At 62.4% G+C, this 17,452-nt stretch carries 17 protein-coding genes, 1 riboswitch and 1 other annotated feature; of the genes, 14 read left to right on the forward strand and 3 right to left on the reverse strand.

Annotation, left to right across the window (positions count from 1 at the left end; all coding sequences use genetic code 11):
* Positions 1 to 153: 153 nt before the first annotated feature.
* Together MBR110_RS18895 and MBR110_RS18900 are read right to left on the reverse strand one after the other, a co-directional pair.
* Positions 154 to 2,019 (reverse strand): phosphoenolpyruvate carboxykinase (GTP), encoded by a 1,866-nt coding sequence (locus MBR110_RS18895; protein ID WP_014724844.1) that lies wholly within the window; start codon positions 2,017 to 2,019, stop codon positions 154 to 156.
* A gap of 680 nt (positions 2,020 to 2,699) precedes the next feature.
* The gene (locus MBR110_RS18900) at positions 2,700 to 4,286 is read right to left on the reverse strand and encodes an isocitrate lyase (RefSeq protein ID WP_011882280.1); all 1,587 of its coding nucleotides are present in this window, start codon (positions 4,284 to 4,286) and stop codon (positions 2,700 to 2,702) included.
* A 396-nt stretch (positions 4,287 to 4,682) separates the two neighbouring features.
* On the opposite strand from MBR110_RS18900, the gene MBR110_RS18905 reads away from it, so the two are divergent.
* The 4 genes from MBR110_RS18905 (at position 4,683) to MBR110_RS18920 (ending at position 9,440) form a co-directional block, all read left to right on the forward strand.
* Positions 4,683 to 5,204 carry a YbaK/prolyl-tRNA synthetase associated domain-containing protein gene (locus MBR110_RS18905; RefSeq protein WP_011882281.1) on the forward strand — a complete coding sequence of 174 codons (522 nt, stop codon included), beginning with the start codon at positions 4,683 to 4,685 and terminating at the stop codon, positions 5,202 to 5,204.
* Positions 5,201 to 5,839 carry a helix-turn-helix transcriptional regulator gene (locus MBR110_RS18910; protein WP_011882282.1) on the forward strand — a complete coding sequence of 213 codons (639 nt, stop codon included), beginning with the start codon at positions 5,201 to 5,203 and terminating at the stop codon, positions 5,837 to 5,839. The genes MBR110_RS18905 and MBR110_RS18910 overlap by 4 nt, the downstream gene beginning before the upstream one ends.
* Before the next feature lie 45 nt (positions 5,840 to 5,884).
* Positions 5,885 to 6,862 carry a threo-3-hydroxy-L-aspartate ammonia-lyase gene (locus MBR110_RS18915; protein ID WP_011882283.1) on the forward strand — a complete coding sequence of 326 codons (978 nt, stop codon included), beginning with the start codon at positions 5,885 to 5,887 and terminating at the stop codon, positions 6,860 to 6,862.
* A 246-nt stretch (positions 6,863 to 7,108) separates the two neighbouring features.
* A riboswitch (cobalamin riboswitch) is annotated at positions 7,109 to 7,301 on the forward strand.
* Positions 7,302 to 7,511: 210 nt separating this feature from the next.
* Positions 7,512 to 9,440 (forward strand): TonB-dependent receptor domain-containing protein, encoded by a 1,929-nt coding sequence (locus MBR110_RS18920; RefSeq protein ID WP_059991578.1) that lies wholly within the window; start codon positions 7,512 to 7,514, stop codon positions 9,438 to 9,440.
* Positions 9,441 to 9,520: 80 nt separating this feature from the next.
* Here the strand turns inward: MBR110_RS18920 and MBR110_RS18925 are convergent, their stop codons facing one another.
* Positions 9,521 to 10,159 (reverse strand): LysE family translocator, encoded by a 639-nt coding sequence (locus tag MBR110_RS18925; RefSeq protein WP_011882285.1) that lies wholly within the window; start codon positions 10,157 to 10,159, stop codon positions 9,521 to 9,523.
* Between the two features lie 115 nt (positions 10,160 to 10,274).
* On the opposite strand from MBR110_RS18925, the gene MBR110_RS18930 reads away from it, so the two are divergent.
* The 10 genes from MBR110_RS18930 to MBR110_RS18970 all read left to right on the forward strand — a co-directional run bounded on the left by MBR110_RS18930 (position 10,275) and on the right by MBR110_RS18970 (position 17,416).
* Positions 10,275 to 10,739: an Lrp/AsnC family transcriptional regulator gene (locus MBR110_RS18930; RefSeq protein ID WP_011882286.1), complete on the forward strand. Its 465-nt coding sequence runs from the start codon at positions 10,275 to 10,277 to the stop codon at positions 10,737 to 10,739.
* Positions 10,740 to 10,884: 145 nt separating this feature from the next.
* A complete protein-coding gene (locus tag MBR110_RS18935; protein ID WP_011882297.1) occupies positions 10,885 to 11,955 on the forward strand; it encodes an IS630 family transposase in 1,071 nt (356 codons plus the stop codon).
* Between the two features lie 20 nt (positions 11,956 to 11,975).
* On the forward strand, positions 11,976 to 12,218 hold the full coding sequence (locus tag MBR110_RS18940) for a DUF6429 family protein (RefSeq protein ID WP_181709475.1): 243 nt from the start codon (positions 11,976 to 11,978) through the stop codon (positions 12,216 to 12,218).
* Between the two features lie 93 nt (positions 12,219 to 12,311).
* Positions 12,312 to 12,986 carry a hypothetical protein gene (locus tag MBR110_RS18945; RefSeq protein WP_258569986.1) on the forward strand — a complete coding sequence of 225 codons (675 nt, stop codon included), beginning with the start codon at positions 12,312 to 12,314 and terminating at the stop codon, positions 12,984 to 12,986.
* A gap of 61 nt (positions 12,987 to 13,047) precedes the next feature.
* Positions 13,048 to 13,350, forward strand: coding sequence for a hypothetical protein (locus MBR110_RS32175; protein ID WP_226103202.1), 303 nt, complete (start codon positions 13,048 to 13,050; stop codon positions 13,348 to 13,350).
* Between the two features lie 337 nt (positions 13,351 to 13,687).
* Positions 13,688 to 13,963 (forward strand): hypothetical protein, encoded by a 276-nt coding sequence (locus tag MBR110_RS18950; RefSeq protein WP_146125945.1) that lies wholly within the window; start codon positions 13,688 to 13,690, stop codon positions 13,961 to 13,963.
* 62 nt (positions 13,964 to 14,025) lie between these two features.
* Entirely contained in the window at positions 14,026 to 14,724 is a 699-nt protein-coding gene (locus tag MBR110_RS18955) for a hypothetical protein (RefSeq protein ID WP_011882291.1), read from the forward strand.
* A 76-nt stretch (positions 14,725 to 14,800) separates the two neighbouring features.
* Complete coding sequence (locus MBR110_RS18960; protein WP_148278585.1) at positions 14,801 to 15,448, forward strand: DUF386 domain-containing protein; 648 nt, start codon at positions 14,801 to 14,803, stop codon at positions 15,446 to 15,448.
* Positions 15,449 to 15,599: 151 nt separating this feature from the next.
* A protein-coding gene (locus MBR110_RS18965; RefSeq protein WP_105819029.1) for an IS3-like element IS1416 family transposase occupies positions 15,600 to 16,837 on the forward strand; the annotation gives its coding sequence in 2 pieces (ribosomal slippage) (positions 15,600 to 15,891 and positions 15,891 to 16,837; 1,239 coding nt in all).
* Positions 15,881 to 15,997 (forward strand) — a sequence feature (AL1L pseudoknot). It overlaps the preceding gene by 117 nt.
* Before the next feature lie 24 nt (positions 16,838 to 16,861).
* Positions 16,862 to 17,416: a carbamoyltransferase C-terminal domain-containing protein gene (locus MBR110_RS18970; RefSeq protein WP_258569987.1), complete on the forward strand. Its 555-nt coding sequence runs from the start codon at positions 16,862 to 16,864 to the stop codon at positions 17,414 to 17,416.
* The last annotated feature ends 36 nt before the right edge of the window (positions 17,417 to 17,452 follow it).

Genomic DNA, 17,452 nt, shown 5'->3' on the forward strand with positions numbered 1-17,452 from the left:
TTCGTCGAGGCGACGACGTGCGGCTTGCGACCGGTGTAGCAGCCGCACGATGCAGTGCGATGCCGCGCGTCGACGCACGGGCAGCGCGCACCAACGAAAACGTCCCGCGCCGGCAACGCATGCCGGCGCGGCACGTCATGCAGACACCGCGCTTCAGTTGCCGATACGCTGCTCGATCTTCTTCATCGTCTCCGTCAGCTCGGCGGGCAAGCGCAGCTTCAGCGTTTCGAACAGCGCGGCGTGCAGCTTCAGCTCCTCGCGCCACTCGGCCGCGTCGATCGACGTCGCCGCATCGAACTGCTCGCGCGTGAAGTCGAGCCCGTCCCAGTGCAGGTCGTCATACGCGGGCGTCACGCCGAACACGTGATCCTCGCCGCCGCCGTTGCCTTCGAGGCGCTCGATCATCCACCTCAGCACGCGCATGTTCTCGCCGAAGCCCGGCCACACGAACTTGCCGTTCGCGTCCTTGCGGAACCAGTTCACGCAGTAGATCTTCGGCAGCGTCGCGCCGCTCGCTTCGAGCTGCTTGCCGAGCTTCAGCCAGTGCGCAAAGTAATCGCTCATGTTGTAGCCGCAGAACGGCAGCATCGCGAACGGATCGCGTCGCACGACGCCTTGCTGGCCCGCCGCCGCCGCAGTCGTTTCCGAGCCCATCGTCGCGGCCATGTATACGCCTTCGATCCAGTCGCGCGCTTCCGTCACGAGCGGCACGGTCGTCGAACGACGCCCGCCGAAGATGAACGCGTCGATCGCCACGCCGGCCGGATCTTCCCAGTCCGCGTCGATCGACGGGCATTGCGACGCGGGCGCGGTGAAGCGCGAGTTCGGGTGCGCCGCCTTGCGGCCCGTTTCCTTGCCGAGCTCGGGCGTCCACGCGTTGCCCTGCCAGTCGATCAGCTTGGCGGGCGGCGTGTCGGTCAGCCCCTCCCACCACACGTCGCCGTCCTCGGTCAGTGCGACGTTCGTGAAGATGACGTTCTCCGTGAGCGTCGAGATCGCATTCGGATTCGTCTTCACGCCGGTGCCCGGCGCGACGCCGAAGAAGCCGGCTTCCGGATTGATCGCATACAGGCGGCCGTCGCGACCCGGCTTCAGCCATGCGATGTCGTCGCCGATCGTCGTGACCTTCCAGCCGTCGAAGCCCTTCGGCGGAATCAGCATCGCGAAGTTGGTCTTGCCGCACGCGGACGGGAATGCCGCCGCGACGTGATACTTCTTGCCGGCCGGCGACGTCACGCCGAGGATCAGCATGTGTTCGGCGAGCCAGCCCTGGTCGCGGCCCATCGTCGACGCGATGCGCAACGCGAAGCACTTCTTGCCGAGCAGCGCGTTGCCGCCGTAGCCGGAGCCGAAGCTCCAGATCTCGCGCGTCTCGGGAAAATGCACGATGTACTTGACCGGGTTGCACGGCCACGGCACGTCCTGCTGCCCTGCTTCGAGCGGATGACCGACGCTGTGCACGCACGGCACGAACGCGCCGTCCTCGCCGAGCACGTCGTACACGTCGCGCCCCATGCGCGTCATGATCCGCATGTTGGCCACCACGTACGGGCTGTCGGACAGCTCGACGCCGACGTGCGCGATCGGCGAGCCGAGCGGGCCCATCGAGAACGGCACCACGTACAGCGTGCGGCCGCGCATCGCGCCGCGAAACAGGCCGTTCAGCGTCTCGCGCATTTCATCCGGCGCGATCCAGTTGTTGGTCGGCCCCACGTCGTCGGGCGATTCCGTGCAGATGAAGGTGCGATCCTCGACGCGCGCAACGTCCGACGGATCGGATTGCGCGAGATACGAGTTCGGCCGCTTCGCCGGATTCAGACGCTTGAGCGTGCCCTGATCGACCATCGCCTGACACAGCGCGTCGTATTCCTGCTGCGAGCCGTCGCACCACACGACGCGCTCGGGTTCCGTGAGCGCCGCGATGCGCGACACCCAGTCGATCAGCTTGCGATGTTTGACGAATGCCGGAGGAGCGATCAGCGGGCCGTGCGTCGCTTCGGCCAATGAGTTTTGCGACATGGGGGTGTCTCCAGATTATTGGACGGGGATACAGGATGCGGGGCGAGCCCGCGAGATCGGGATTGCGGTGGGCGTGCAGACTGAAGCGACACGCAGCGCGCGACGCGCGAGCGGAGCGCGCGTCGATGCCGCGATGCGGGCGAGCGTATGTGAACTATCTGAACGATCGCGTGAGTGTACGAACGCGAGTTTCGCCATGCGAACAACCTGCCGTCCAACTCCATCCAGGCCAGCATACCATCGCCGATATTGCGCGGGCGTTGCGTTGCAACAAGAAACAACCGTGACGATGGGTCGGGCATGTCGCTTGAAGAGGGGTTGTTTTTACTGGTTCGCTGCATGCTCCGCGCGGACGAAACGGCCCGGCGCTTTGCAGTGCAAGGGTTGCGCGCCAGCGGCAATTTTGGTCGGCGCCTCGCGTGGCCCACGTACGCAAGCGCACGTTGCGCGGATCCGTGTTTTCGCTACTCAGGCAAACCCTGAATCAGGTTGCGCACACAAACATCTGTTGCGAGCGCGCTGCCTACGCACCGCTCAAAACCGCGCTTTCTGCAATTCGGGCGAACACGTGCGACGGCCGCTACGACGGTGAGCTGCGACTGCCTCACGACCGAGCGCGACTGAAAAAAAACGCCAACCCGTGAACAACGGGTTGGCGTCGTGTGCCGCGGCTATGACGATTACGAGAACTGGTTCATCGTGTTGTCCTTGCCCGCTGCCTTCAGCGCGGCTTCACCGCTGAAGTATTCCTTGTGATCGTCGCCGATGTCCGAACCCGACATGTTCTGGTGCTTCACGCACGCGATGCCCTGACGGATTTCCTTGCGCTGCACGCCGGCCACGTAGCCGAGCATGCCTTGTTCGCCGAAGTATTCCTTCGCGAGGTTGTCGGTCGACAGTGCGGCCGTGTGGTACGTCGGCAGCGTGATCAGGTGATGGAAGATGCCGGCTTCACGCGACGCATCGGCCTGGAACGTGCGGATCTTGTCGTCCGCGAGCTTCGCCAGTTCGGTGTCGTCGTATTCGACGCTCATCAGTTGCGCACGGTCGTATGCCGACACGTCCTTGCCCTCGGCCTTCAGCGCGTCGTACACCTGCTGACGGAAGTTCAGCGTCCAGTTGAACGACGGGCTGTTGTTGTACACCAGCTTCGCGTTCGGGATCACCTTGCGGATTTCGTTGACCATGCCGGCGATCTGCGCGATGTGCGGCTTTTCGGTCTCGATCCACAGCAGGTCGGCGCCGTTCTGCAGCGACGTGATGCAATCCAGCACGCAACGTGCTTCACCCGTGCCGGCGCGGAACTGGAACAGGTTGCTCGGCAAGCGCTTCGGACGCAGCAGCTTGCCGTCGCGCTTGATCACGACGTCGCCGTTGCCGAGCTGGTCGCCCGACAGTTCTTCGCAGTCGAGGAACGAGTTGTACTGGTCGCCCAGGTCGCCCGGCGCGTTCGTCACGGCGATCTGCTTGGTCAGGCCGGCGCCGAGCGAGTCGGTGCGCGCGACGATGATGCCGTCATCCACGCCCAGCTCCAGGAATGCGTAGCGGATCGCGCGGATCTTCGCGAGGAAGTCCTCGTGCGGCACCGTGACCTTGCCGTCCTGGTGGCCGCACTGCTTCTCGTCCGACACCTGGTTCTCGATCTGGATGCAGCATGCGCCCGCTTCGATGAACTGCTTGGCCAGCAGATAGGTCGCTTCAGCGTTGCCGAAACCGGCGTCGATGTCGGCGATGATCGGCACGACGTGCGTCACGTGGTTGTCGATCTTTTGCTGGATCGCGGCCTTCGCAGCGGCGTCCTTCGCGGCATCCAGCTCGCGGAACAGGCCGCCGAGCTCACGGGCGTCGGCCTGGCGCAGGAACGTGTACAGCTCGCGGATCAGCGCGCTGACCGACGTCTTTTCGTGCATCGACTGGTCCGGCAGCGGGCCGAACTCCGAGCGCAGCGCAGCGACCATCCAGCCCGACAGGTACAGGTAGCGGCGTTCGGTGCTGTTGAAGTGCTTCTTAATGGAAATCATCTTCTGCTGGCCGATGAAGCCGTGCCAGCAACCGAGCGACTGCGTGTACTTGGACGGATCCGCGTCGTACGCAGCCATGTCGGCGCGCATGATCTTCGCGGTGTACTTCGCGATGTCGAGGCCCGTCTTGAACTTGTTCTGGGCGCGCATGCGAGCGGCATACTCGGGATTGATGGCATTCCACGCGCTGCCGTGGTTTTCCTTCAAGCCAGCCACTGCCTTGATGTCGTCTTGATATTGGGACATGTCAATCTCCTGGGAACGAAGCGCATTTGAGTAAAGGGTTCCGCGTGTCCGCCGCGTCTGACGAAGCGAACTGCATGGACTTAATAGTACCGCTGCACGGCGCGCTTTCGGCCAACTCTTATATAAGACATAAGATATAAATTTCTGTTAATTTTCAATGAGATAGGTCCGCGTTTTTGCGATGCAAAACACTTTTTCAAGGCACGGAAAGACAGGCGGCACGAAAGCGCCCACGCCATTTCGCAACATGAAATGGCCTTTCGGTACACGGTGCGCGCGCCTTGCCTGCCGTGCGTCCAACGCCCTTTCCTGTCTGCGGCGCGACAAAACGTCTATACTTGGATGATTCATCTATTGCGACCGCGCTGCGCGCGCACTCCTACGGCCTGCCACGACATGACCGAATACCCCGTCTTCAACGGGCTGTGCGAGCTGCTGACCAGCAACGGTGCGCGGTTCCGCGTGCTCGAGCACCCCGCAGAGGGCAAATCCGACGTGATCGCCGCGATTCGCGGCACGCGTCCCGAACAGGGCGCGAAGGCGATGCTCTGCACGTTCAAGGATGGCGGCGATGCGACCGCGCTGGCAGTGATCCCCGGTCATCTGAAGATCGACTTCCGCAAGGTCGCCGACGCGCTCGGCCGTCGCAAGGCGACGCTGGCGCCGCCGGAGCGCGCGGCCGCCGTCACCGGCTGCGTGATGGGCGCCGTGCCGCCGTTCGTGTTCGACGCGAGCGTGACGCTCGTCGTCGATCCGGCGCTGGTCGAACGCAACGACGCGATCGCGTTCAACGCCGGACGCCTCGACCGCTCGATCGTGCTCGACGCGTCCGATTACGTGCGGATCGCCCGACCGCTGCTCGCCGACATCACGCGTCCCGAGACCACCGACGCACCTGCGCTCGAAGCCGCGCGATGAACCGTTCCCGCCCGACGCCGCAGCCGGAGCAGGCATCGCTGATCGAACAGGTGCTGCGCATCGCCGAAGGGCTCGGCGCGATGTTCGCGCCGTTCACCGAGGTCGTCGTGCACGACCTGCGCACGCCCGAGCACGCGATCCTCGCGATCCACAACAACCTGTCGGGCCGCGCGGTCGGCGATCCCGCGACCGAACTCGGCCTCGCGCGCATCGCGGACGACGACTTCCCGCAGGTGCTCGCGAACTACGCGAACCGCTTCGCCGACGGCCGCACCGCGAAAAGCACGTCGATCGGCATCAAGGATTCGAGCGGCCATTACGTGGCCGCGCTGTGCCTGAACGCGGACGTCACGCTGTTCCGCGGCTTCCGGGGGATGCTGAACCAGTTCTGCAGCGTCGAAGGCGCGCCGGTCGCCGACACGCTCGATCCGGCCGGCGCCGACGCGATCCGGCAGCGCATCGATGCGTTCGCGACGCGTCTCGCGTCCACGCCGCGCGAACTGAAGACCGACCAGCGGCGCGAGCTGATGCAGATGCTGAAGGCAGACGGCTTTCTCGAGGTGCGCCGCGCGATGGAAATCGTCGCGCAGCACCTCGGCGTATCGCGCGCCACCGTATACAACGATGCAAAATGACGGGCACGCCCGGCCCGATGATCGCCCTATCGACGAGAGCCACCGATGACCAACCCGACCCTTCCCACCTACGACGACGTCGCGGCCGCCGCCGCGCGCCTGCAGGGCCACGCGCACCGCACGCCCGTGATGACGTCGAGCACGCTCGACGACGCGCTCGGCGCGCAGGTGTTCTTCAAGTGCGAGAACCTGCAGCGCATGGGTGCGTTCAAGTTCCGCGGCGCGTTCAACGCGCTGTCGCGCTTCGACGCCACGCAGCGCCGCAACGGCGTCGTCACCTTCTCGTCGGGTAACCACGCGCAGGCGATCGCGCTGTCGGCGCGCATGCTCGGCATCCCGGCGACGATCGTGATGCCGCAGGACGCGCCGGCCGCGAAGATGGCCGCCACGCGCGGCTACGGCGGCAACGTCGTGACCTACGACCGCTATACGGAAGACCGCGAGCAGATCGGCCGCGAGCTGGCGGAGAAGCACGGGCTCACGCTGATCCCGCCGTACGACCATGCGGACGTGATCGCCGGCCAGGGCACGGCGGCGAAGGAGCTGTTCGACGAAGTCGGGCCGCTGGACGCAGTGTTCGCGCCGCTCGGCGGCGGCGGCCTGCTGTCCGGCACCGCGCTCGCGACGCGTGCGCTGTCGCCGCAAGCGAAGCTGTACGGCGTCGAGCCCGAAGCCGGCAACGACGGCCAGCAATCGTTCCGCAGCGGCGCGATCGTGCACATCGACACGCCGCGCACGATCGCCGACGGCGCGCAGACGCAGCATCTGGGCAACCTGACGTTCCAGATCCTGCGGCGCGACGTCGACGACATCCTGACAGCGACCGACGCCGAACTGGTCGACAGCATGCGGTTCTTCGCAACCCGGATGAAGCTCATCGTCGAGCCGACCGGCTGCCTGTCGCTCGCGGCCGCACGCAAGATGAAGGACGAACTCGCGGGCAAGCGCGTCGGCATCGTGATCAGCGGCGGCAACGTCGACCTCGCGAACTTCGCCGCACTGGTTTCCAGTCCCGCCGCATGAAATCGCCGGGGGCGCGCGCCGGCGGCTGCGGCGCGCGCTCCCGGCGCAACACCCCACCGCCTCGTTCGAACGACGAGGACGCGCGCGTTCCAGCCTCATATCGCCCCGCCACGGCCAGCCGCTTTCGTCAGATGTGAAATACGCTCCGTTGCGCCCGCGACACGACATCCGCGAGCATTCGACGCGCGGTGACGTTTTTTCGCACCCCTGCGCGATTCGACGATTGACGTGCCGGCGTGCTCGCCCTTACGCTTGCGCACCGATGGTTCCCGGAGACGGGATCAAAAGGGAACGCAGCAGAGGCCGAGCCTCCAATCTGCGGCTGCCCCCGCAACTGTAAGCGGCGAATCCGCGCCACCACGCGCCACTGGGAAACCGGGAAGGCCGGCGCGGATGACGACCCGCAAGCCAGGAGACCTGCCATCGACCCGAGGTCCAGCAGCCGCACCGGGCGGGGTGTCCCGATGCGCCGGCACCGCCGTTGGCGGTCGCCCCGTTGCATGGACGGCCCCGACCTCTGAACGCTTCGCATGTCCATTCTTACCGCCTTCGCTTCCGCGCCGGAAGCATCGCGCCGCTGCGCCGCCCGCGTGCGCGGCGCCGGCTCGCGCGCACGCCGCATCTGCAACACGACCACGCTCGCCGCATCATGAATCTTCGCCACCTTCTCGCCACGTCCGCCGCATCGGCGCTGCTCTGCCCGCTCGCGCACGCGGCCGGCGACACGGCGCCTGCCGAAGCGTCGCCGCCCGCGGCCGGCACGGAGCTGCCGACCATCGCCGTGACCGACACGCGGCGCCTGCCCGAGTCGTTCGACCAGCGCTATGCGACGACGCAGGTGCTCACGCGCGCCGACCTCGAGCGGCTGTCGCCCAGCGAGCCGAGCATCACGCAGGCGCTCGCGACGCTGCCCGGTGTGACGGTGTCGTCCAACGGCGGCCCCGGCTCGTCCGCGTCGGTCAGCATCCGCGGCTCGTCGGCGAGCCAGGTCGCGGTGTTCATCGACGGCATCCCGATCGGCTCGCCGACCACCGGCATCGCGCCGTGGGCTGACCTGCCGACCGAAGCGTTCGAGCGCGTCGAGGTGATCTCCGGGCCGGCCGCCGCGTCGTTCGGCGCGAACGCGATGGGCGGCGTCGTGCAGCTGTTCACGCGCCGCGCCGCGGGTCAGCCGAACCAGACGAGCGTGTCGTTCGGCGGCGGCTCGAACAAGACCTTCGATACGCAGCTGCGCACGTCCGGCACCGTGCCGTCCACCGGCCCGCTCGCCGCGCTCGGCGGCCTCACCTACTCGCTCGGCCTGCACGACTACAACACCGCCGGCATCGACGCCACGCAGCCAGTGCTGCCGTACCACGAGGCCGGACGCAATCCGTATCACGCGCAGGATCTCGATGCGCGTCTCGGCTATGCACGCGGCAACTGGTCGGTCTCGACGTTCGCGCTGTATCACCGCTCCGACCTGTCCTACGACAACGCAGGCTTCGCGAATCGCCAACTCGACCATCAGCTGACGACCGGCGTCGCGTTCCATCTCGACATCACGCGCGACACGCAGTTCGCGCAGTCGTTCGGTTATGCGAGCGACCGGCAGTTCCTGTATGCGAACGATCCGACCATCCCGACCGACCAGATCGATTCGCAGCGCATCAGCGTGTCGACGTCGCTCACGCATCAGGAGCACGGCTTCCGGCTGTTCGGGCTGCCGCTGTCGGGCGAGACGAAGCTGGCCTACGACTTCACGCGCGAGCAGGCGTTCCTGCCTGCCGACCTGCCGGACGGCATACCGACGCGCAACGACTCGGCGTTTTCGCTGCATCAGTCGGCGACGCTCGGCAGCGTGACGATGTTCGTCGCGGGCCGGCACGAGATCATCATGGGCAAGGCGGTGAACACGGGTAACGTCGCGCTGTCGTGGGCGATCACGCCGGTGTATGCGGCGCGCGTCTCGTACGGCAATGCGTTCCGCCTGCCGTCGTTCAACGACCTGTACTACCCCGGTTACGGCAATCCGAACCTGAACCCCGAACGCAGCGATTCGGTCGAGGCGGCGCTCGATGCGAATACGGCATACGGCACGTTCAGCGCTGCGATTTACGACACGCGCGTCAACAACCTGATCGCGTACAACCCGGCGACGTTCTCGCCGATGAACATCGGCCGCGCGCATATCCGCGGCATCGACCTGTCGTACAAGGGGACGATCGGCCGGTCGACGCCGGTCAGCATCGCGGTGGGCATCCTGAATCCGCAGGACGTGACCAACGAAAGCTGGCTGAGCCGCCGGCCGCGCCAGACCTTCAGCGCGAGCGTCGACCACACGTGGGACGAATTGCGCCTGCATGCGTTGAGTACCGGCGCCACGCTTAGCTACGGCGGCACGACGTTCGACGACCCGGCCAACACGACCTATCTGCCGTCGTACCTGAGCGTGAACCTGCGCGCGTCGTACAAGGTCAACGCGCATCTGACGGTGTCGGCCACGTTGTCGAACCTGTTCGACCGCCAGTACATGACCGCCTACGGCTACAACACGTTGGGCCGCACTGCGTTCGGCAAGATCAGCTATACGTTCTGATCGCGCCGGGTACGGCACTGGCCCGCGCGGGCGGTGCCGCATCGAGTCCTCGTGCATACGCGGTCGCGCCGCGATGCGCGTCACGCCCCTGCGACGCCACGCACGCCTGCGATCAGCTGGATCGCGCCAAATCCCGCGATCACGACCGCGGACACGCGCGCGAGTGCGTACATGAGCGCCGGCGGCATCCTGGTGCGCAGCGCGGCGCTCGTGCCGCTCAGGCACAGCCACCACGCCGCCGAACCGACGAACACGCCGCCCACCATCATCGCGACCGTCGCGCGCATTCCGCTGTCGTGCGCGCCGGCCAGCGGGCCGAGCGCCGCGAAGATTCCGACGAACGACAGGATCGTCATCGGGTTGGACAGCGTCAGGCCGAAGGTCGTGACGAAATCGCGCAGCGCGGTCGTGCGCGGCAGTTCGGCGCGCGCGGCCGGCGCAGGCGCTCCCTGCCGCGCGATGGTCCAGGCCAGCCACATGAGAAACGCGCCGCCGCCGATCTTCAGCACGACGGTCAGCATCGGAAACGCGGTGACGACGCCGGCCACACCGAGCGCGCCGAGCAGTCCGTAGAGCGCGTCGGCGCATGCGGCGCCCAGGCCCGTCGCGAACCCCGCTTGAAAGCCCCGGCTCAGGCTGCGCTGGATGCACAGCATGCCGATCGGGCCGACCGGCAGCGCGATCGACAACCCGATCACGACGGACTTGATGAACAGCATGACCGGCTCCTGGCGATGCGTGGTGACTGGAGAAACCATCGTAGGGAAAATCCGATCGCCGCTGAAGCCGGTTTTTAAGGAAAAATGGCGCTTTCACCTTAAAAACTCCGACACGATGGACGAACTCGACTGGAAGCTGATCGCGCTGCTGCAAGCCAACGGCCGCATCAGCTATACGGAACTCGCGCGGCAGGTTCACCTGTCCGTGCCGGCGGTGACGGAGCGCGTGAAGCGTCTCGAGTCGACCGGCGTGATCGACGGCTACACGGCGCGCATCGATCCGGCCGCCGCCGGCTATCCGGTCAGCGCGCTGATCGGCATCACCGTGCCGCAGCCGGCGAAGGCGAAATTCCTGAAGCTGCTGGAGACGATCCCCGAAGTGGTCGAGTGCCATCACGTGACCGGCGCCGACTCGTACGTGATGCGCTTCGTCGCGGTCAGCATGGCGCATCTCGAACAGTTGATCGAGCGCGTCAATCTGTATGGGGAAACGCGCACGTCGATCGTGATGTCGACGCCGTTGCCGGCGCGCGGGCTCGCGCGGCCGGCCGTCGCGAGCGATTTTCCGGCGAGGCGGTGAAGCGGTTTCGGCAGGCGTCGGGGAACGTGGGGGCAAGTCGCGCGATGTGAGGTGCGAGATGCTAGTGTCGTGAGTTAGAAATTCGTTGAACAAATTGCTGCCTGTAGTACCGTGTAGTGAATGCCACGGACACGAAGAGGCGGCAATGAGCGGAAGACCCAAGGCGGACCTCGTGTTGAGCGAAGCGGAACGCGAGCAGCTCACGGCTCTGACGATGCGCCGCAAGACGGCGCAAGCGTTGACGTTGCGCACGCGGATCGTGCTGACCTGCGCCGAGGGCATCGACAACAAGACGGTCGCGGCGAAACTGCGGGTCACCCAGCAAACTGTGTCGAAGTGGCGTGGGCGCTACGTGATGCATCGGCTGGACGGTCTGCTCGACGCGCCCCGTCCGGGTGCACCCCGATCGATCGACGACGCACGGGTCGATGCCGTTATCGCCAAGACGTTGGAGTCCATACCCAAAGGAGCGACGCACTGGAGTACGCGCACGATGGCACGGGAGATGAGTCTTTCGCAGACTGCGGTGTCGCGAATCTGGCGAGCCTTCGGGCTGCAGCCGCATCGGCAGGAAACCTTCAAACTCTCGAGCGATCCATTGTTCGTCGACAAGGTTCGCGACATCGTCGGCCTGTACCTCGATCCGCCACTCAAGGCGATGGTGCTGTGTGTCGACGAGAAGAGCCAGATCCAGGCGTTGGACCGTACGCAGCCCATACTGCCGTTCGCGCCTGGCATCCCCGAGCGTCGTACTCACGACTACATGCGCCACGGCACCACCACCTTGTTTGCCGCGCTGGACATTGGCACCGGTGAAGTCATCGGTGAATTGCACCGTCGCCATCGCAGTAGTGAATTCCTGCAGTTCCTGCGTACGATCGATGCCAACGTGCCCGCTGATCTGGAGGTGCATCTGGTGATGGATAACTACGGTACGCATAAGACGCCTTCGATTAAAAACTGGTTCGCTCGACATCCGCGTTTCCAGGTTCACTTCACGCCGACGTCTGCATCGTGGCTCAATCAGGTGGAACGTTGGTTTGCCACGCTGACCGAGAAGTACATTCGACGTGGCACGCATCGTTCGACACGGCAACTTGAAGAGGCAATCCGGCATTACCTCGACGTCTATAACGCGAATCCTCGGCCGTTCGCCTGGAGCAAGTCGGCCGATGAAATTCTCGCGAGCCTCGAACGGTTCTGCGCACGGGTCTGAACGATATTGGAATGGACGCCATGAACATCGACACCGCTGCGATCGACGACGCCGTCCTCGCGCTCCTCTACTTGACCTTGCATGACCACAACCGCGCCTGGAAGAGCTTCGATTGGGATGCGCTCAACCGACTCTATGAGTGCGGCCTCATCGGCGATCCAGTCAACAAGGCGAAATCCGTGATCCTCACTGACGACGGTTTGCGCGAATCCGAACGTCTCTTCAAGCAGCACTTCGTCACCGCAGGCAGCAAAACCGATTAATGAAGCGAATTTGCAACTCACGACACTAGGAAGCCGTCCGCGACCGGACGGCTACCTTCGCAACACGACCCAACCAGCAAGGACCATAGAAGAATGAAAATCGGATCCAGCTCGGCCGGCAAGAGCGCGGCAGCGACTTCCGGCGCAAACGGTACCTACAATGTCTCGCTGACCGGGCTGACCGCACCGTTCCTGATTACCGCGACTGAACCGTCCGGTGTGCCGTCGATGCTCTATTCGGTGGTGGCCAGCGCCAGTACGAACAATGGCGCGCCCGCCACGGCAAACGTCACGCCCCTGACGACCGCAGTTTCCGCGCTGATGACGCTGTCCGGTAATCCAGCAACGCTGGCGAATAACGCATCCGCCATCACACCATCGGCAATTGCCACAGCGGAGACCGCGCTCGATGCCGCGATCGCGCCGATCCTCTCCGCCAACGACATTGCCACCAGCCCCGATCCGGTCGGCACGGTCTTCACGCCGAACCAGACCGGCGTGGATGCGGTGATCGACTCCATCGCCGTCACGCCGTCGGCGACGGGTTCCGGCCTGCAAATCACGAGCCTCGCCAATCCCGATACAGCCATCCAGCTCAATTCCGGAACGACCGTCTCCGCCGCACTCGCGGCACCGGCCCAGCGAGCGAAACTATCTGGCGAGCTTGCAAGCCTCGCTTGCCGCCTGCGCGTCGGACGTTCAGGCCCGCGCGACGGATACCTCGGACAGCAACTGCACCCCGGCGATCGACGCGAACTACCTGAATAGCGGCGTCGGTTCGGGCGTTGCCGGCTTTGTGAAGCGTCACACTCTCTTCGCCAAGGGTACGGTGCTGACCGGCATCAAGACGGTTGCCTTCGTTCCGGCGGGCACGCTTGCCGGCATCAGCAATCCGGCCGCGCTCGTGTACCTGATGATGGCCGATCCGAATCGGTATGCCCGACTTTGGCATCGACCAAGCGATGTGTCGGCACCGGCGATCCGGCAGGCGTGCACCGGCCGATTCGTCGGTCCGGAATCAATATACGGAGGCAAAAACGGGCGTTGTGGGACCAATCCCGCGCGGAACAAGGGTGCCAAGTCTCACGATCCCGTGGGCGTGCCGAACGCGATGGCAAGACGATTTGAATAACTCCTCTAAAGATGATGCGAAACGCATGTGCATTATTACACTTCAAATACAAACATATTTCATTTTCGGATAATTTTGGGGGGATGCTCCAGTCGATAAATTAAACTTCATAAAAATCAGTTACTTGCCGGACGAACGCGATGCAATCCCCTCAAGTTGCAAATATTTCCTCTTATCAAAAAAAGTTTGACGAACCATATTTTGGTTGATTACCCTGCCTTAGCTCTCCGGGGAGCTTGATCCTGTCGAATAACGTTGTATGCACATCGACTTCTAAGTGCGATGTCGTTCGGCCGGCCATGCAGTAGTCACTTCATTTTTATACAAAGGACTTTCCGTGAATCAAGTCAAGGTGTATCTCCATAACACTTCGGATGCCGAAATGACCATGGCTATGGCTTCGCTCTCGAAGAAACTGCAGGCCCTCCGCGAAGATTTGTCTGAGGACGACCGGGAGTTGCTGTCGGCAGTGGCACAAGCCGCCGCAGCCGATATCGACGGTCTGCACGAGCCGAAGCCCGATGCTCAGTTTATATTTCTGAAGCCTATGTCGGTTATCGGTGCTCCGGCGGTTTGCGAGCAGGTGATCATGCTGGCCGAAAAGCTGCGTTAATTTTTGCGTGGGGCCGGCGATGGCGCATGCGCTGGTCCCACCTATAGTCCGCGGGAAGCGCGATGAACAGAACGATGGTGGGCGCACTGTCTAACCTCCCTGCGCTCGAACGAGAGTGCTTGAAGATCCTGATATCGAACGCTTGCAAGGCCCGATTCACCTCAGCAGGATCATGCAAGAAAGAGGCTTCTGAACCGTTCTTCTTAAGGCTCAACGACTTGCTTGCTCCCATTCGATCTCCGGCTGCAAAAAAAAGCGAGACTGGAGTCATATTTAAAGGATTTCTGCCGGAGTTCACGCATGACGTCATGATCCAGTTGCGAGAAGAAGCTAGAGGACGTCGTGAAAAAGCCGAAGTCGTGGGACGCCAGCTATCTATCAAAGGAGGACCAAGAGCACTTGAACTCGCATTGACCGTCAATTTCCGATCTATTGCACTAATGGATGACGCTTTTCTCGAGCCAACTGGATACGCGAACTACGCGTATTACGAACAGGAGGGATCTGGAATTGCACCGCACATCGACAGTTATGAATATCCCGTTAATGCGATATTGTGTCTATCTCATGAATACCCTCGCGATAGGGTATATGGTAAGTCAGCGCTTTGCATTTTCAACAAACATCTCAAGCCGATCTCGTATTTTCTACAACCGGGTGAAATCATCGTATTTCACGGAGAAAGCTTTATCCACTATCGATCTCCGTTAGAAAAAAACGAGCAATTAACCATATTAGCCTTTGGGCTTCGTATTGAATGATTAGAGGGTAGGAATGGAATCCATGCTATTGAACCAACTCAAGAGACTTTCGTCGGACCTGACGGCAAGTGAAAGGATGAGCTACAAGCTGCTAATGTCGCTGGCCGCCACGACTCTCTCGCCAGGCTTTATAGAAGACCGCGCCCTAGACAAACACGACGCTTATAGTATCGTAAGCAAGGTTCTAGTCGGCCTACATACTTATGGAAAACCGGTCACCGAAAATGGGATCGCCTGGAAGGGACGCCCTGATTTTGTGACAGACGAATTGCTCTCAAACTTACAGCATGAGGCGCGCCGCCTGCGGGCAACTGCCACATCCTATCGTGATCACACACTTGGTTATAACGGCGAGATCGCGAACCGGCTTGCCACCTCAAAGGAAATGGTTGAATTGGTTGAGGCGGCAGTAGGGCCCGCGATCGCGACGGGGGTCGCTAGTTTCATCTATTACGATCAAGAGGGACAAGGCATTCCCCCTCACGTCGATACTGACATTTTCGCGCTAAATATTTTGATGATGTTAGAACACGATTTTGATCATGAACGGCGTTCTGATCTAGTGCTTTTCCCCCCGGATGGACCAAAGACAGTCGTCCATTTGCAGCCGGGCGAAATTGTCATTTTCTACGCGGGTGGCGTTATGCATGGTCGCAAGCCGCTGCATACAAACGAAAAAGTGACAATATTGACTTTTGGATTTCAACCTCAGGCTGTTCTTTAATGGCGAATATCTCACTTGGTATACATGTCGGGCATGATTCGGCGTGTGCTGTCGTCGCGGATGGCAAAGTACTCGCTGCGACACAGCAAGAACGTCATACGTGAACCGCACCGAATTTTGTGGAGGCTCGGATTCTTGAGAGAATCGAGCCATGAACAAGAAGGCAACCAAGTTTTCCCCGGAAGTCCGGGAGCGCGCAGTGCGTCTGGTACGTGAGCAGCGTAGCGAACATCCGTCGATGTGGGCGGCGGTCGAATCGATTGCGCCGATGATCGGCTGTACGCCGCAGACGCTGCTGGATTGGGTCAAGCGCGAGGAGATCGATCGTGGGGAACGTGATGGCGTGAGCACGGCCGAGCGTGAACGCATCAAGGCCCTGGAGCGTGAGGTCAAGGAACTGCGCCGTACCAACGAGATTCTCAAGCTGGCGAGCGCGTTTTTCGCCCAGGCGGAGCTCGACCGCCGATTCAAGTCCTGAAGGCCTTCGTTGATCAGCATCGCGACACCTTCGGGGTCGAGCCGATCTGCAAGGTATTGCGGATCGCCCCGTCGGGCTACCGACGCCATGCTGCGCAGCTTCGTGATCCGTCCAAACGCTGCGCTCGTGCCAAACGCGATGAGGTCCTGCAACCCGAGATCAAGCGTGTCTGGCGGGCCAACATGCAGGTCTACGGTGTGCCGAAGGTCTGGAAGCAGATGAACCGGGAGGGCATTGTGGTCGCACGCTGCACGGTCGGGCGGCTGATGAAGCTGCAGGGCTTGCGAGGCACAGTTCGCGGCAAGCGAGTTCGCACGACGAATCCCGATACGAGCGCCCCGCGCCCGCTGGACCGGGTCAACCGGCAGTTCAAGGCTGAGCGCCCAAATCAGCTCTGGGTGTCTGACTTCACCTATGTCTCGACATGGCAGGGTTGGCTGTACGTGGCGTTCGTGATCGACGTGTTTGCCCGTCGCATCGTCGGTTGGCGCGTCAGTTCGTCGATGAGCACGGACTTCGTTCTGGATGCGCTCGAACAGGCGCTGTACGCGCGCCAACCGGGCGACGATGGGACCTTGATACACCACTCCGATAGGGGGGCTCAATACGTCAGCATTCGGTATAGCGAACGTTTGGCCGAGGCGGGTATCGAGCCGTCCGTCGGCAGCCGTGGCGACAGCTACGATAACGCGCTGGCTGAAACGATCAACGGTCTCTACAAGACGGAACTGATTCATCGGCGCGCCCCTTGGAAAACGAGGGAATCCGTCGAACTGGCAACGCTGGAATGGGTCGCCTGGTACAACCATCATCGGCTGATGGAACCGCTCGGCTATATCCCGCCCGCCGAGGCTGAGGCAAACTACTACAGGCAACTCAGAAATGCTGCTGAAGTGCCTGCATTAACTTAAACCAACCGGCCTCCACGATTCCCGGTGCGGTTCAGTTCGACACGTGTCCAGACGTTGAAGCGAGAAGACGACCCAGAACTGTACCAAATCATCTATGAGCTAGGAGAGGTGACGGGGTTCCCCATCATTTTGAACACGTCGTTAAATGGTCCGGCCGAGCCGATGATCGAAACTGCTGTCGACGCAATTGGGTTCTTTCGTCAAAATCCTGACGTTGATCGTTTGCTCCTAGATCGTTTCGAAATTGCACGCCACCCCGATCCTCTATCGGTGATTCATCCCAACACGGTGGTACATACTGCGCCATCTTTGATCGTTGCACGGGCAAGACATGGGCGCGGCTGGATCGTTGGCAGCGGAGGACGAAGCACGACAGTGTCCGTTGGTGTGTTTCTGATTCTCGAAGCCGCATTCACTCCGACCAAATATTGTTGCCTTCTCGGCGAAATCAACGGACTATCGCGCATCGACAGAGATTGTGTCCGCGACTGCTTCGATCTAGGTATCTTGAAATTTATGGCCCCAGGTATTGAGGAAGCAAGAAACGAATCATCCTCGTCGCTCGATGTCGCGGGCTGAAAAAAACCTTCTGCAATCACATTCTTACCACCTCAT

Source organism: Burkholderia sp. MBR-1 (genome assembly GCF_013822785.1).
Lineage (GTDB): Bacteria > Pseudomonadota > Gammaproteobacteria > Burkholderiales > Burkholderiaceae > Burkholderia > Burkholderia vietnamiensis.